Genomic DNA, 16541 nt, shown 5'->3' with positions numbered 1-16541 from the left:
CACGACACACGACTTTTGTCACAGTCCTTTTTTTACTATGCAGTTAATTCTTTGCCCAATTGGGTTGCCATCGATAGTTTCTTTCTTTACCCAAAATAAATTGGATCATTGAAAACACCGCAGCAAAAGCAACTAAGACACAACCATTGAACCAAAAAGATTCTGCAAATGTTTGATTGTAACTGAGTGTTTCACTGATCAAGTTATTATTTTGAACAAACCAATATGTTGGTGTGAATGCCGCTATTTTGCTAACCATTTCTGGCAAGTATTCTGCTGGTACAAACACCCCACCGATAAAGCAACTGCCTGTGATAAAAATATCTTTGATCCCACCGCTGGTTTCTGAGTTTTTTACCAATGAAGTGATACAAGCCGAAAAGCTAATGACCGGCAATAAAAACAAGAAAGTATTTAAAATATGATACCATACCGTTATATCCCACGAGGTGTGGATCACTAACAGAACCATTAGAAGTAAGAAGCCACTGAACAACAGCAGCGAGTAACTAATCAAACTAAAGGTTACTTTGCGATTCAAGTTTCGTTTGGTAATGGGCGCACTCTGGTTTCGTTTACTGATCTCTTTGCGATTAAACGCTAGATTGATGACGCTGAAACCGCTAAAAATGGATAGAAACAACCCATAAGACAAGAAATTAAAGGTTGTGCCCGTCAACAGCTTTTTCATCCGCTGACTATATCCCGCACTTAGCTCAACTTCTCCAGTAACCGAGAGTGCCATTTGTGTCTGTTCCATAGCTGCATCGATTGTTTTATCTTCTTCTTGAAACAGAATCAGTGTTTGCAAAAAGGTGTTCACTTGCTGTGTAACAACTGTTTTAGAAAAGGCATCTGGGCGACTCTGTATCTTGATCGTCGGCATCTTTCCTACTTCGACTTGTTCGGTAAAGTCTGCAGGCAGATGTAAGATAATGTTTACACGATTAAAATAAAGAGCATCATCGATTTCTTTTTGTGAGGTTCCATCCAATGTAACGACTGTTTCCTTGTCATTCAAATATTTACGAAGGCCTTCGACTACAGGCGACTCTTCTTCACTAATCAAGGCGATTTTCGCATCTTGCAGAGAGGTATTTTCAACATCAATATTTTGCGCAAAAAAGAATGTGGCAACAACAGTGATAATTACACCTATCAGTAAATTCGATTTATTTGCTTTAAGCAATGTCCAAATCGTTTTATAAAGCGTCATAACGCACCCCTCTTTCCATCCAAGCATTTCCTAACGCAAAAAGGAAAATAAATCCGATCAACCATAGAAGATTGGTATAAAAACTAGCCAAATCAGTGTAGAAATAAAGTTTATACAAACTTTCGCTGATCAAGTTGACGAGATTTAATTGACCAACAATCGGAATATGAAGATCAATCCAATACTTCACTTGTTCCGACCCCATCATACCAGCAAAAAAGCTCATCGCAATCGTCACTGAAATCAAGATGCTATCCTTTTGCACCAGATTCATTTTTGGTATCAAATTACCAATCAATGTACCTAACAAAATCGCACACAACGACCCCAGAGCGGTAACAATCATCAACCATTGCCAACGTTCACCAAAGTCTACTTGATAGATAAAACGAAAGACAGCTAACATAATATAAATCTCTGTCAAAACAATCGTAAAGCTTGCTGCCAAATTAGCGATTGAAACTAACGATTGCTTTCTAGGAATCAAGGACAAGCGAATACCATTTGACGATTGATTTGCTTGCTGATCCTGTACATTGCGGACCCCCCACATCGTCCCGTAGAGAATCGCCATTCCAATCAGAGTGAAGAAATAAAAACTTTTGAAACTCATATTACGACCTGCATGAACTTCTTGAAAAGATACTTCTTGTTCAAAAGCAGTCATGATGGGCGCGAGATCAACGTTCTCCACTTCTGCCACTTTACTCGAAATTATACCAATACGCTGTAAAAATTGATCCATGACGTTTTTCATCAACGTCTGACTCATTCCTGCTTGACCCACATGGAGCGAAACAGATGAACCATCAATGAGATAAAAACCAGCCAAATCATCTGCATTTAGCTTTTCATTCGCTTCTACTTCTGATAGTTCCTGTACTTCAAATAATGGTTTATCATTAACTTCGACTTGTTCTAAGACTGTGGTAAAATTTTCCGAAAGCGCTGTTTGATCCGCTTTGATTACAATTCCAGTATTAATCGTTTCGAGATTGCCACCTTGATCAATCTCGCCAAAGGCCGCCATAAACATCAATCCTAAAAGAATTGGAAAGGCCAATGTCCAAAACAACATGGATTTATTTCGCAGCAGTATTTTTGTACGATATTTATAAAAATGCCAAAACATTATTTCCCCTCCTCTAGTCTCTCAATTCCTTGCCGGTAATCTCTAAAAAGACATCATTCAAGGACGATTCTTTGGTTGCTATTTTTCCGTAACTGATCTTTTCTTCTTGTAAGATTGTAAGAATCGGCAACAATACTGTATTTAGTTCAGTAGTTGTTACTTGGAGCTGACCTTTTTTATAAGCGATTCCATCAGAAGCTATTGTCCGCTGAATCGCTGACAACACGTTTTCTGGGAGTAATGGGATGTCGATCGTCAAACGATCCGCCGTCCGTACCATATCTTTTAGAGATTCTTTGGTTCCTTTAGCAATCACCTGTCCTTGATCCATGATCACGATCTGGTCGCAAAGAATTTCTACTTCTTCCATGTAATGTGTTGTATAGACAATGGTTGCTCCTTGTCGATTCAGCTCCTTGATACTTTCTAAAATTTTATTCCGACTTTGGGGGTCTACAGCTACTGTCGGCTCATCTAAAAAAATTAACCGCGGCTTGTGGGCAATCCCACATGCGATGTTCAACCGACGTTTCAAGCCACCACTAAGTTCTCCTGGACGAAACGACACATATTTTTCTAATCCCACTAATTGAATCACCTCTTCAATCAAGGCTTTCCTTTTCTCTTTTTCGGAAACATATAAACCGCAAAAATAATCGATATTTTCTTGCACACTTAGTTCGTCAAAGACCGCAACGTCTTGAGGAACGACCCCAATCATTGCCTTGACAGCATAATTTTCAGGAGTCATTGTTGTCCCGAACAATTTAATGGTTCCTTTGTCATAATTTAACAAAGAAAGCATACAGTTGATGGCAGTCGATTTCCCACTGCCGTTTGGTCCTAACAGACCTAAGACTTCTCCTTCTTGTACTTGCAGATCAAAATGATTCAATGCTACAAAATCTCCATAGCGTTTGACTAATTTATCAATTTCGATAATCATCATGAAAAACTCCTTCCAAATTTCTTGTTGATCTGACTATAATAAAGTGCAAGAAAAGAAACTAGTGACGATTGGCTAAACCACACATGACATTTGTCACAATGAAGGAGTCTGCTATGCATAAATCTCGGCTACTCAACGAAACTAGCTTTCTACTGGTTATCTCATTGCTTTTGCTGGTAAGTCAAGGATTCGTTGCTATGCAAGTTATCTATTTATTGATCGCCGTTTTATTCACTGGTGTCAGTTATTTACTGCCTACAAAGCCAAATTGGATTTTCCAAGTTATTCTATTTCTTTTATGTGCCTTTTTACCTGATCTTGTCCTGCTTCTGCCAGCGACGATGCGAGTGATCGCCCCTGAAGAAAGCCACCTTGATTACTTGTTTTTGTTAGGTTTTTTGTTGATTTCGACGGTTGGTAATCATCCCCCCATCAAGGTCGCCTTTGTCGTAATTTTGCTGTTTTTTTCCTTTTACTTACGAAAAAAAGATCAACGAACGACCGATCTTGAGAAAAAGTACATTGTCTCCAAAGATACTCATTGGGAAAAACAACAAGAGTTATCGGAACAAAATAAAGCATTGGCCCTGTCACAAGAAACACAATTAGCCTTGCAAATTGTGGAAGAACGGAACCGAATTGCCCGAGACATCCATGACAATGTCGGTCATCTGCTGTCAAGTGCGATTTTACAAATTGGTGCGCTTGAAATGATCAATCAAGAACCAAAACTAAAAGAACCATTAGAAAATTTAAGTGCCACCGTTCACACTGGGATGGATCGGATTCGTCAAAGTGTCCATGACCTCCATGAGACATCGATCTCTTTTCAACACTCCTTAGAGTTTCTGATCGCTGATTTTCCTTCTTCTGTTACGATTGAAGGAAACTTGTTTGAAGGATTGAATGAAACGCAGCAAAACTGCTTCTTAATGGTCATCAAAGAAGCCTTAACCAACAGTATCAAACATAGTCATGCCAAAACCGTTGTTTTACATTTTCGAACGTTGCCGGCCTTTTATCGCTTGCAAATCACGAATGATGGCACCAGCCCACAAAAAAATTCTGCTCCCGGTATTGGTTTGAAAACGATGCGTCAACGTGTTCAAGAACAAAAGGGACAAGTCCATATTTTCCAAGAAAACCAGCAATTTCAGTTAACGATCATTTTACCAAGGGAGGGACACCAATGATAACAGTAGTCATTATTGATGATGATCCATTTGTGACGAAATCGTTACAAACCATTTTAGAAAGCACGAAAGAGATCCGTGTGTTAGGCATTGGTCATTGTGCCAAGGATGCGCTAGTCTTATACGAAACCCATCGTCCCGATGTTTTGCTGACGGACATCCGCATGCCTAAACAAACGGGCATCGATGCTGCCAAAGAAATTTTGGCTAAATTTCCCAAAGCCATCCTTTTGCTTTTGACGACATTCAAAGATGAAGAATACATCCTCGAAGCATTTTCCATCGGTGTCAAAGGGTATTTAATCAAACAGAACTTGCAAGCGATTATTCCTTCTGTCAAATCCGCTTATAATGGACAGGCCGTATTTGGTAATGAAATCATCGAGACTTTCACTCAAATGATGAAGAATAAACCGACGATTGATAGTCATGCTTATGCTTCTTTTAGTGAACGTGAGCTTGCAATCATCAAAGAAGTAGCTGCCGGGAAAAACAATAAAGAAATTGCAGATGCCTTGTACTTGAGTGACGGCACTGTTCGCAATTACATCAGCCAATTACTAGAAAAGCTAGATTTACGGGATCGCACGCAATTGGCTATCTACTTTTATCAGCATTTGCAATAAGTCTTATCTAACACAAAAAAACCTGAATGATGCTCCTTCGCATCATTCAGGTTTTTTTCACATCTTCTATTCAATTGTCCCGCAAACCATTTCCTCACGATTGAAAGAATCAAGGATTCGCAGGGCTGCCAGGATTCGTTGGATTGTTCGGCGTGTTAGGCGGAAAAATAGGCGCCTTGTCTAACGTTTTTTCTAGTTTTGATTCTTCACGATCGTCTCGTTCTACATCAGGACTTTCATTCAATTTGAATTCTTTTTCCATCTCATCTAACTTTTTAAAGTCATTGCCAGATTCTTTTGCTAATTTCGCTAATTTATCTTCGGTTTCTTTAGCCATAAAGTAACGCCCCCCTTTTGATTTCAGCTTAGCATATCACACTGAAAAAACAAAAGAAAACGCTAACCAATGATCATTTTTGGCTATTTCTCATCTTTAAAATCAAGCATTTTTTGCCGGTATAAAATCGTAGGGAGAACTGTTTTCCATACCAATCATCGGATCTACTAACTGGTTATCGATCACTTCTGCTGTAAGAACGAAATCTTTAGAAACAGCAGGTTCTACCTCTTCTTTCTTTTCTTCTCCAACAAATGAAGAAAACAGATCTGGTTCCACTGTTTCCATTACTTGTTTTTTCGATTCATTCGTCCCACTGTCATCTTCTACAGGTAGCTTTTCTTTTACAACCCGTGGCTCTTTTGTATAGTTCCCATCTTCAAATGGATCATTTCCGACCAAAGAATCTTCATAAGCTGCTAGTTTTGTCCGCAGAGTGATATTCATTTTATCATTATCTATGATCCTTGATTTCAACGTAGTCATCCGGCTTGCTGATTCATTCGCTACACAAGTGACATAGGCTTGCTCTTCCCCTAACAAAATCAACAGTTCCTTACTGCGGGTCACTGCCGTGTAGAGCAAATTACGCTGAAGCATTCGCTGATATTGATGGACCATGGGCAAAATAACCATCTTGAATTCACTGCCTTGTGATTTATGGATTGAGCAACAATAAGAAAGAGTGATTTTATTCCATTCGTTTCTTTTATAAGTGACCTCATTTGCATCAAACTGGATAACTAATTCATCCACTTTATCTTCAGAATCTTTTGCCAAGATGATACCCGTGATTTCTCCCATATCTCCATTGAATACATTCAATTCGGGAGTATTGACTAATTGGAGGACTTTGTCTCCTATCCGATAAACGGTGTCGTTCCAATGTACTTCCTTTTTTCCAGGTTTCCCTGGATTGAATATCTCCTGCATCATTTTATTTAACGCATCGATCCCTGCAGGTCCCCGATACATTGGTGCTAATACTTGGATATCTTGTGCACGGAATCCCTTATTTTTCGCTTTTTCCACAATTTTAGAGATCAAGGGTTCAATTTGATAAGCATCACTTCGGAAATAGGAACGATCTTTTTGATTCTTTGTGAAATCTTTTGGCAGACGTCCTTCTTTGATCTCATGGGCAAGAGGAATAATACTAGAACCATCACCTTGCCGATAAATCTGATTGAGTTCCATTTTGGGAATTTGTTCGATTTCCAAAAGATCATGGAGTACTTGACCAGGACCGACAGAGGGAAGCTGATCTTTGTCTCCTACTAAGATAACTTGCATATTCGTCGGAATCGCTTTGAATAATGTGTTAGCCAGCCATGTATCGACCATAGACATCTCATCAACAATCAAAAGTCCGCCTTCTAATTCTTTCGTACTGACTGAAGGTGTTTTTTCCCGTCCATTCAGCCCCAGAAGACGATGGATCGTACTGGCAGGCAGACCTGTCGTTTCGTTCATTCGTTTAGCTGCTCGGCCAGTTGGTGCTGCAAGTAGAATAGGAAAAATTTCTTGGGTATATTTTGAAGGATCCAATTCCAGTCCGTTCAACTCTGCAAAAAGATTGACGATTCCGTTGATCACAGTAGTTTTCCCCGTACCTGGTCCTCCTGTTAAAATAAATAGAGGGGAACGGATTGCTTCAGCGATAGCTTGTTCTTGCGAAGGTCCATACTGTATGCCGAATATTTTTTCGATACGCCGAATATTCTTCTGCACTTCTTTTTCAGGATAATGGATTTCTTTTTTACGACTGAGAAGGCGCTGGATCGAATTACCGATCCCCCATTCAGAAAAGTACAAACTGTTTTCGTAAAGATTAGTCTCTTCTTGTTGTATCTTTCCTTCTTCAACAAGTTGGATAATTACAGTAGCAACCTGATCAGGCTGGATTTCAATTGGGCGACTTGTTTCTAAAATACGGATCGTTTGCTGAAGCAATGTCTCCGCCGGTACGTATGTATCTCCTGTTTGAACTGCATGCTGAAAAATCTGATGCAAGATAGCTGCTCGAATTCTTCTCGGTGAATCTGCTGCAATACCGATTTGTTCGGCTAGATTATCTGCACGTTTGAACCCGATTCCTTCTATGTCTTCGACTAGCTGGTACGGATTTTCTTCGATGATATCCAAAGACTCGTTCTTATAGGCCTGGTAGATACTGAAAGCTAACTGACTACCGAACCCGTAACGATTCAGTCCCATGATCACTTGATCCATCCCGTGGTTTAGCCGAATCGTCTCAGCAAGCATTTCTCTTTTTGGCTTCGTCAAACCGGAGATTTGTTTTAATACCGAAGGATCAGCAATGATTTTTTCGATAGCATCTTCTCCCAGCAATTCTAAAATTTTTTCTGCTGTTTTCTTCCCGATTCCTGGGAATTTTTCGCTGGAAAGATACGCTACGATCCCATTTGCAGTTGTTGGCTTTTCTTGCTCATATCTTTCGAGTTTAAGCTGCCTTCCGTATTTAGGATGATCCACTAATTCTCCATAAAAACGATAAGTCTCATTTTCTTGAATATCGCCGAAACTTCCGGTGACTACAATCTCTTTTTCACGGTAATCAGCTGTGGTTTCACTGATGTGTACCAAAAGCACTTTGTAAAAATTACTAGGATTTTGAAAAAAAATCGCGGCAACTGTACCAACGAAATAAGGCATTTCTTCTGGCTGCATCGGAAGCCGCCTCCTTCTTCTATAGTAAAGGTTCTGGTGCTGTTTCAGTTCCTAAAAAATCTGTTTGGTTCCATACTTTCAGTTCATATGGCAATAATCTGCAAGGCTCTTCAGTCTCTAAAATCGTCAAACTACTATTGAACAATCCACCCATTTCACGCAACTCACTTAGCTCTTTTCCTGTCATCCATTGAATGGCTGCAGTTAAAGAAGCTCCATGTCCTACGAATAAAAGTGGGCCATCTTTATGTTGGGCAACCACATCTGCTACAACAGTTTCGATACGTGTGATTGCCGATTCAATCGTTTCTCCGTGAAAAGGAGAAGGATCATACAGATCTAAATGATTACGCAAATTCGGCAGATTATCCGGATATTTCTGGTACATTTCATCGATCGACTGACCTTCTAAAGTACCCAGCCCTAGTTCTCTTAGCTTATCTGTATAAAAAATCTCTACCGGACGAGCAAGCTCTTTGTTGATACCTTCTGCTGTATCACGTGCTCGCTTTGCTGTACTGGAATAAATTGCTTTAAAAGGAACATATTTTACCTTTTTCCCAAATGCTTTGATTTCTTCGTAACTTTGTGGCAAAAGCGGAGAATCGCCATTGCTCCCTTGAAAACGTCTTTCCTGATTCCATTGTGTCTTCCCATGTCGGGTAAAATATAGTTCCATACGCAGCAAACTCCTGTCTTTCTTTTATTTTACTCTATAATAAACTGTCTAATCCAGCTTGTCATTTTCATAGTGATGCGTCAATTCTAAATTAGGGAATCCTTGCTGGCGAAGTGCTTCATACACTATCATTGCAGCTGTATTCGATAAATTCAATGAGCGGACATGCTCATCATTCATAGGGATGCGTAAACACTTTTCTTCGTTTTCACGCATAAATGTTTCTGGCAAACCGGTTGTTTCTTTTCCAAATAAAAAGAAGTGCTCTTCTCCATCAGCAAAATTTTCGTCACTATATACTTTATGGGCAAATTTTGAGATCAAATGTAGTTTACGATTACCTAAAAATGTTAAAAAAGCTTCTAAATTACTGTGGTAAGTAATATTTACATCATTCCAATAATCCAACCCTGCCCGTTTTAGATGTTTGTCATCAGTTGAAAAACCTAGTGGCTCGATTAAATGAAGCGGAGTATTCGTGGCTGCACACGTACGGGCAATATTTCCAGTGTTTGCAGGGATTAATGGTTCAAATAAAACGATATGATTCATCAGGATCATTCCTCTCATATTTATGTTCGTTTCTATTTTCTGACAATTTGATTTTTGCATAAAAAAAAACGTATCAACTCGGTGTCAGTCACTGCGAGTCGTTACGTTAGTGAAGCTCTTCTCACTAACTTTTATCAGAACAGGAACCTGATAAAAACCAATGAAAAAACAACTTGTTGCTAATATAACACCCTCAACTTTTTTTTGCAACCTCTACTCATTAAAAACTGCTAGAAAAACGTTTTCTCTTAGTTCCTTTTAATAATTCTATGTCAATTGTAATCTTCTTCAAAGGATTCTTATATAAGTCTGCTTTGATTCGCTCTTCTACCTGCCACTCTAAAGGTGACATGGCCAAAAGATCTTTTTGATTTTCCTCTGGTATCTCAAATTCATATGTTACACGCTGACGTTCAGTTAATTTCATTGCTTCAGCAAACTTGGCTACTACACGTTCATTGGAATAACTCTGTTTTTCAGGTTGATTCGGATAAAAAGCCTGACGTAGTTCCTTTAAATAATTTTCTTGTGGCACCACCTTCAACACTTCTCCATCTTCTGAGAGTACACGTTGGAATTCTTGGTAATGAGAAGGCGAAAAGATATTTAAAACCGCGTTGAATGTTTGATCAGTAAACGGCAAATTGGTCAAATCAGCTACACACCAAAATGCTTCGGCAGATTGTTCTGTAGCTGCGTAGACTCCTTCTTTTGAAATATCAAATCCAACAGCATTTTGAATCTTTTTCAATTTTGAAAGTTCATTCAAGAAGCTACCTTCTCCGCAGCCAACATCTAATAGCGAGACTTCTTCAGGTAGATGCTGCGCAATAGTCTCAATAACGGGCTGATACATGCCTGATTGGATCATTCTACGCCTTGGAACGAACATTCCTTGATCGTATTCTGTTTTAACCGCATGGGATAAAAAATAAAGTGTTCCTTTTTTGGAAAGGTCAAAACGGTGATTATTTTTGCATATCAAGCCATTATCAGACTTTTTTACTTCTTCTTGGCAAACCGGACAGCGGAACAGCTGATGATTTTCTGCCAAAAACTGGCGTCCTCGGTCAATTTTTTTTAACATAGTTCCCCCTCATTTCTGTTTTATCTTACCGTTAGATGCTCACTTTGGCAACTGCTAAAAATATGATACAATGCCTAGAAGAAAGTGAAAGATAAAGGAGAAGATTAGATGATCAAAGAATTTTGCGCTGAAAACTACACATCTATTCCTCTAGCAATTGCTAGAGGAGCCGATCGGATCGAATTGTGTGACAACTTAGCGGTCGGTGGCACAACACCGAGTACTGGTGTGATCGAAGAAACGTTAAGTTATGCTGGGGAAAAAGATATCCCCGTAATGACGATTATTCGTCCTAGAGGGGGCGACTTCGTCTATAACGATATCGAATTGAAAATCATGCATACTGATTTGATTGAAGCAAAGAAATTAGGGACGGATGGCGTAGTATTTGGTTGTCTTACTCCTTCAGGCTGGCTAGACGAAGAGGCCTTAGAACTATTGATCGAAACAGCAGAAGGGTTGCAGATCACCTTCCATATGGCTTTTGACAGTATTCCTGAAGATCGGCAATTCGAAGCAATCGATTGGCTGGTAGAACATGGTGTTGACCGTATCTTGACTCATGGCGGTCCTGCTGACAAAACTATTGTAGAAAATTTCCCACGGCTTAAAGAATTGATTGCCTATACAGATGGCCGCTTAATCATTTTGCCTGGTGGTGGTGTAACTGCAGAGAATGCAGCACATGTAGCTAAAGAATTGAACGTAAGCGAAGTACACGGAACCAAAATCGTGGATCTTCAGTTATAATCTTATAAACAAAAAAACATTTGCAACAGGCATAATGCTTATTGCAAATGTTTTTGTTTTTTTACATAAAATAGCCCATAAATAAAGAAGCAATATTGAAATAAATCAGTACACTCGTCAAATCGCTCAAAGTCGTGATAAAGGGACCGCTTGCTACTGCTGGATCAAATCCTAGGCGATCCATTAGCATCGGGATTAAACTACCTGCAAGATTCGCCACTGTGATTGCAAATAGCATAGCCATCCCTATGACAAACCCCAAGATAAAATTATGTTTCCAAAAACCTACGATTAGAAAAATCGTGATCCCCGTAACAGCTCCTGTGACAACGCCGGTCAAGACTTCAGCCAAAACAAGTCGAACAAATCCATGATCTTTCTCATCAGAAATCGCAAGTCGACGAACAGCCACAGCTAGCGACTGGGTTCCAGCATTACCGGCAGTTCCTGTAATCAGCGAAATGAAGACTGCTAAAATACTCGCTTCACTTACCAAGTCTTCATAGTGACTGATTAAAGAAGCGGTCGACATACCTAAAAACAACAGAGTGATCAGCCAAGGCAAACGTCGAGACGCTGCCTTTACTGGATTTTCATTAATTTCTTCCACATTGACCCCGGCAAGTCCTGAATAATCGCTAGCAGCTTCATCATCAATAACGTCGATGATATCATCGACTGTGACGATTCCTAACAAATGATCATCATAATCGGTAACAGGAAGAGCTAAGAAGTCATAATCTCTAAATGTTTGTGCCACATCTTCTTGGTCGTCGCCTACATGAACTGAAAGCACTCGTTCGCTCATCAGATCAGAAATCATTGCGTCGTCATCATTCACGATTAGGTCGCGCAGAGAAATAACCCCTACTAGCTGACCTTCTTGATTAACGACATAGATGTAATAGATTGTTTCAGCTACATCTGCTTCGTTCTTCAGCACGTACATCGCAGAGCGAACAGTTTGATTGGCTACGATCGAAACAAATTCAGTTGTCATGATCGCGCCAGCCGTTTCATCCTCGTAATGGAGAAGTTCCTTGATTTCACTGGCATCGTCTGCCGACATCAAACTTAAATATTTAGCAATTTGCTTTTTATCCAGCGTATTAAGCAAGTCAACAGCATTATCTGTATACATCTCAGAAAGCATATCAGCTGCATAGCTAGGACGCATTTCATCTAGGTATTCTTTCATATGTTCGTTGTCTTCTTCAATCACATCGAACATATCCGCTAATTCTTTAGGCGACAGATAGGAATAGATCAGCTGCCTGTTCTCTTCTGTAAGAGATTGGTAGAATTGCCCCTGCTCATAGATATGCATCTCTAAAAAACTGTTTCTGAATGCCTGAATATTATTTTCCCTTAAATCTTGAGTCAACTGGGCAAATCTTTCCTCTAATTCTTGATTTTCATCCAAACCAATCTCACCTCGCCTTATTCTTCAAACCGTCTCACAACTGCCTCCATGTCTGCGGCTAAAGGCTGCTTGAACTCCAGCAACTCTTCTGTAAATGGATGGTAAAAACGCAGATCATAACAATGAAGGGCTTGTCTTTTTATTCCCAGATCCATTCGCCCGCCATACATATCATCACCGAGCAGGGCACAGCCAATTGCGGAAAAATGAACTCTTATTTGATGTGTCCTTCCTGTATGCAGCTGGATATCAACTAACGCGATTTCTGTTAGTCGCTTCTCTATCCAGTACTCAGTCTGTGCCGAACGTCCTTCATCAGAGACCATTCGCTTCAATAGCGAAGAATAATCTCGGGCGATCGGCAAATCGATATGTCCATGTGCCGATAAATCTGAAAGCCTTCCACTGACTAAGGCCTGATATTTTTTCACAAACTTCTTTTCACGAAGTTGCATATCTAATTTTGCGTGCGCAAATCCATGCTTTGCAAAAAGCATCAAACCAGATGTATCCCGATCTAGTCGCGTCACCACATGGATTATTTGGTTTTCGTAACCTTGTTTTTTATAATAAGCCTTTACACGATTAGCCATTGTCCCATTTGGATGGTATTGGGCAGGAATAGACGAAACGCCTGCTGGTTTATTTACTACCAGAACGTGTTCATCTTCATACACGATATCGATCGGTGTTTCATCCAAAAGTACGGTTTCATGTTCTCCTTCAGCAGGAATCACAATGGTTACCTTATCATCCTTAGCTAGAGAAAACAAGACATTTTCTACTTGATCATTAACTTTGATTTGACCGCCTTGAAATTTTATTTTCGCTAACAGACCCTTTGAGATCCCTTTTTCTTTTAAAAAATATTTTACTTGCTGAGAATGATCTTTCTCATAATCCCATGTAAACTGCATATCAATCCTCACTAATAAAGGCATCTTTCACACGATGCCAAAAATGCATATGTCGATAAGAAGCAAAATGGATCCGTTCTTCTGCTATTCGATAATAAATTGAGCGGATATTTGCTTTTGCGACATTCAATTGATCAACCGTTACAAGATAATCTTCTGTATTTTCCAATTTTATTTCTAGCCATTCATCATGGGCAATCACGATCGGAGAACCCAAAGTACGAAACACTCGATTATTCAGTGAAGCAATCTCTGCCAACTGAAAGGCATTGATACTAGGATGGATCACAGCACCGCCGACACTTTTATTATATGCTGTCGAACCAGTAGGCGTAGAAATCGTCAATCCATCTCCTCTAAAACTTTCAAACAGCTCGTTTTTGATGTATACATCGGCTACCATCGTACGATTGGCCCGTTTAATCGTTGATTCATTCAGTGCTAAAAAATGCTGGTCCGGTGTTTCATCCAAATAACTGATCCGAACATCCAGCAAGGGATAACTAACACTTTGTTCCCGGTTCGTTCGTAAGCTGTCTACTAGTTCTTCCAGCTCGTAATCCCGCCAATCCGTGTAAAACCCTAAATGACCTGTATGCACGCCCAAGAAACGCACATCATTCAGACAATGACTGTAGTGATGGAACGCCGACAATAATGTGCCGTCTCCGCCGACTGAGATGACCAATTCTGGCTCATGATCATCTCGTTGAATCCCTGCTTGTTCTAAAAGTGCGTTCAAACATTCTGTCACTTCTATAGTCTTTGCTTCTTTATTATGAACGATCGCTACTTTCATCCCCTGCCTCCTCTCTTTCGCTTTCTTTCTTCAAAAGCGTTCGATAGTAGACATCATCTGATTTTCCTCTTCCATGGGAGAATAACCGCTGTGCTTCTTGGATTTCTTCACGGATACTGGACATCTCTTCATCCAACTGATAGGCAGCTTCTGCCGCACGCTGAAGTCGTTCACTCATTTCTTCTGGAAAAACGCCTTGATATTTATAATTCAGCGAATGCTCAATCGTTGCCCAGAAATTCATCGCAAGAGTCCGAATCTGGATTTCCGCCAAAATTTTCTTCTCACCGCTGATCAGCTGTACAGGATACTCGATCACCAGATGATAAGAACGGTAGCCGCTTGCTTTTTTATTTGTGATGTAATCTCGTTCTTGGAGAACTTTCATGTCTTTTCTTTTACGGATGATCTCAACAACTTGATGGATATCTTCTACAAACTGACACATGATCCTTAACCCGGCAATATCAGACATTTCTTCTTCTAAACGTCCCATTGGAATATGCCGTAATTGTGATTTTGTTACAATATTATCGACTGGCTTGACTCTCCCAGTGACAAATTCAATCGGGACATGTCGATTTTGTTCACGGAACTGCTTGCGGATCCCCCGCAGTTTCACTTTCAATTCTGATACAGTTTGTTCATATGGTGCTAAAAATGCTTCCCAATCTCGTTCCATAGCTGATACCTCTACTTCATTAACATTCATTGTTTATTCTACCATATATGCAAAGTTTTTTCGTACTCTTGATTTATGCATTGACCAAAAAAAGAAAATTAGGCAAAATAGACAAAAAGGAGTCGATCAAATGACACAAATGCTTGAAATCGAATATAAATCTATGCTGACAAAGCAAGAGTACGAGATATTCATCGCTCACTATCAATTAACAGATAAAGATTTCCGTGTACAGACTAATATTTATTTCGATACCGTTGATGAACAGCTGAAGAAACAAAATTGTGGCCTACGGATCCGTTTCGTTGGTCATCAAGCTGAATATACATTAAAAACACCTGCTGAAAAAGGGCGTCTCGAAACAACGGATACCTTTATAACAGAAGAAGCAGAAGCATTTATCTTCGAAAAACGTCTGCCTCGTTCAGGCGCAGTTTTTCAAAAACTTTCTGATTTGAATATCGATCCTGCTTCATTAATCCAAACCGGAAAGCTTACAACAAAACGGGCTGAATTCCCTATTGAAGAAGGACTTTTAGCTATTGATGAAAGCTGGGGAGACAATCTACACGATTTTGAACTGGAACTAGAGGTAGGGGATGCATCTGTGGGAAAAATTGCTTTTATAAATTTTTTAAAACGTTTTTCTTTACCTTATCGTCCTGCTAAGAACAAGATCCAACGTATGCTTGAAGCTAAAAATTAGAAACCTTTCATTTTCACAAGGCACTTGAGTTCATTTTTTTACTTTTTTCTGTTAAATTATAGGATGTGAAAGAATCTAGTCACTAGTTGTATAGAATCTATTTTGGGGGAGATTCATATGATCGAAATCTATTTATTTGTTAATCCTTTAGGGGAATACTGTTTCGAAATGGAACAACAGTTATTACAATTTATCGAAGAAGAGTACGGGACACCATCAAAAGAAAAGATGCAATTTCGCTTTCTTCCTTTGGTCAATTTGCAGACAATTGGGGATGTCATGCAACAAAAAGGAATTTCTCAGAACAATCTTGAGGAACGTAATCACTTATTCTCAATGACTTATTCTGCAGCATTAGACTGCAAAGCGGCGCAGTTTCAAGGAAAGAAAAAAGGCCGCCGTTTTTTGATCAAATTGCAAGAAGCAGTCGGCTGTAATGACATACCATATTCTCAAGAACTTGCTGAATCCATATTTGAAGAAATCGGCGGCGATTTGAATATGTTTAAAGAAGATCGGCAGTCTGACTTCGTTAAAGAAGTATTCTTTTCTGATCAAAAAATTGCTCGGGAAATGGGCATCACAAAACACCCTTCTGCAGTCGTTTACAATTATGCCTGCGACCGTGATTTTGGTGTTTTAGTAGAAGTAAAAGGTACAAGTAGCCTTTGGAGAATCACAGAGCTGTGTAAAACAACAGATAACTCATATCAAGTTTTTAGTGGTGAACATTTACATACAAATGATTCTCAGTTCCATTCAAGAACTAGCCATTTACACTTGCTTTCTAATTAAAAATACG

17 protein-coding genes are annotated in these 16541 nt (G+C 39.5%); 5 read left to right on the top strand and 12 right to left on the bottom strand.

Annotated features, from left to right (window positions below; genetic code table 11):
- Nucleotides 1–43: 43 nt before the first annotated feature.
- From RG571_RS10130 to RG571_RS10120, 3 genes are read right to left on the bottom strand one after another with little or no spacing between them, the layout of a single operon-like run.
- Entirely contained in the window at nt 44–1216 is a 1173-nt protein-coding gene (locus tag RG571_RS10130; RefSeq protein ID WP_002318551.1) for an ABC transporter permease, read from the bottom strand.
- A complete protein-coding gene (locus RG571_RS10125; RefSeq protein ID WP_002339879.1) occupies nt 1203–2348 on the bottom strand; it encodes an ABC transporter permease in 1146 nt (381 codons plus the stop codon). The genes RG571_RS10130 and RG571_RS10125 overlap by 14 nt, the downstream gene beginning before the upstream one ends.
- 13 nt (nt 2349–2361) lie before the next feature.
- Entirely contained in the window at nt 2362–3294 is a 933-nt protein-coding gene (locus tag RG571_RS10120; protein WP_002327282.1) for an ABC transporter ATP-binding protein, read from the bottom strand.
- A gap of 86 nt (nt 3295–3380) precedes the next feature.
- On the opposite strand from RG571_RS10120, the gene RG571_RS10115 reads away from it, so the two are divergent.
- Both RG571_RS10115 and RG571_RS10110 read left to right on the top strand, forming a co-directional pair.
- Entirely contained in the window at nt 3381–4490 is a 1110-nt protein-coding gene (locus tag RG571_RS10115) for a sensor histidine kinase (RefSeq protein ID WP_371125744.1), read from the top strand.
- Nucleotides 4487–5116: a response regulator gene (locus tag RG571_RS10110; protein ID WP_002339881.1), complete on the top strand. Its 630-nt coding sequence runs from the start codon at nt 4487–4489 to the stop codon at nt 5114–5116. Before RG571_RS10115 ends, RG571_RS10110 begins: the two co-directional genes overlap by 4 nt.
- Before the next feature lie 109 nt (nt 5117–5225).
- On the opposite strand, the gene RG571_RS10105 is transcribed toward RG571_RS10110, so the two are convergent.
- The 5 genes from RG571_RS10105 to RG571_RS10085 form a co-directional block, all read right to left on the bottom strand.
- Nucleotides 5226–5453: a hypothetical protein gene (locus RG571_RS10105; RefSeq protein WP_002289596.1), complete on the bottom strand. Its 228-nt coding sequence runs from the start codon at nt 5451–5453 to the stop codon at nt 5226–5228.
- 102 nt (nt 5454–5555) lie between these two features.
- Complete coding sequence (locus RG571_RS10100) at nt 5556–8144, bottom strand: ATP-dependent RecD-like DNA helicase (RefSeq protein ID WP_258430571.1); 2589 nt, start codon at nt 8142–8144, stop codon at nt 5556–5558.
- 19 nt (nt 8145–8163) lie between these two features.
- Nucleotides 8164–8823, bottom strand: coding sequence for a histidine phosphatase family protein (locus tag RG571_RS10095; RefSeq protein ID WP_002318545.1), 660 nt, complete (start codon nt 8821–8823; stop codon nt 8164–8166).
- 48 nt (nt 8824–8871) lie between these two features.
- Entirely contained in the window at nt 8872–9375 is a 504-nt protein-coding gene (trmL, locus tag RG571_RS10090) for a tRNA (uridine(34)/cytosine(34)/5-carboxymethylaminomethyluridine(34)-2'-O)-methyltransferase TrmL (protein WP_002289592.1), read from the bottom strand.
- Between the two features lie 220 nt (nt 9376–9595).
- A complete protein-coding gene (locus RG571_RS10085; protein WP_131774256.1) occupies nt 9596–10462 on the bottom strand; it encodes a methyltransferase domain-containing protein in 867 nt (288 codons plus the stop codon).
- 108 nt (nt 10463–10570) lie between these two features.
- Here RG571_RS10085 and RG571_RS10080 point away from each other — a divergent pair, with 108 nt between their 5' ends.
- A complete protein-coding gene (locus RG571_RS10080; protein WP_002294560.1) occupies nt 10571–11212 on the top strand; it encodes a copper homeostasis protein CutC in 642 nt (213 codons plus the stop codon).
- Between the two features lie 61 nt (nt 11213–11273).
- On the opposite strand, the gene mgtE is transcribed toward RG571_RS10080, so the two are convergent.
- The 4 genes from mgtE to RG571_RS10060 are packed head-to-tail and all read right to left on the bottom strand — an operon-like array spanning nt 11274 to nt 15033.
- Complete coding sequence (mgtE, locus tag RG571_RS10075) at nt 11274–12635, bottom strand: magnesium transporter (RefSeq protein WP_002294561.1); 1362 nt, start codon at nt 12633–12635, stop codon at nt 11274–11276.
- A 17-nt stretch (nt 12636–12652) separates the two neighbouring features.
- Nucleotides 12653–13552 (bottom strand): RluA family pseudouridine synthase, encoded by a 900-nt coding sequence (locus tag RG571_RS10070; protein WP_131774255.1) that lies wholly within the window; start codon nt 13550–13552, stop codon nt 12653–12655.
- A 1-nt stretch (nt 13553) separates the two neighbouring features.
- Nucleotides 13554–14351: an NAD kinase gene (locus RG571_RS10065; protein ID WP_002318543.1), complete on the bottom strand. Its 798-nt coding sequence runs from the start codon at nt 14349–14351 to the stop codon at nt 13554–13556.
- On the bottom strand, nt 14329–15033 hold the full coding sequence (locus RG571_RS10060; RefSeq protein ID WP_131774692.1) for a GTP pyrophosphokinase family protein: 705 nt from the start codon (nt 15031–15033) through the stop codon (nt 14329–14331). Before RG571_RS10060 ends, RG571_RS10065 begins: the two co-directional genes overlap by 23 nt.
- A 130-nt stretch (nt 15034–15163) precedes the next feature.
- On the opposite strand from RG571_RS10060, the gene RG571_RS10055 reads away from it, so the two are divergent.
- Complete coding sequence (locus tag RG571_RS10055) at nt 15164–15739, top strand: CYTH domain-containing protein (RefSeq protein ID WP_002289849.1); 576 nt, start codon at nt 15164–15166, stop codon at nt 15737–15739.
- A 117-nt stretch (nt 15740–15856) separates the two neighbouring features.
- Nucleotides 15857–16534, top strand: coding sequence for a ClpXP adapter SpxH family protein (locus RG571_RS10050; protein WP_131774254.1), 678 nt, complete (start codon nt 15857–15859; stop codon nt 16532–16534).
- The last annotated feature ends 7 nt before the right edge of the window (nt 16535–16541 follow it).

Source organism: Enterococcus sp. FR204 (assembly GCF_031143325.1).
Taxonomy (GTDB): Bacteria; Bacillota; Bacilli; order Lactobacillales; family Enterococcaceae; genus Enterococcus_B; species Enterococcus_B faecium.
This window is presented reverse-complemented; position numbering and strand designations above follow the sequence as displayed.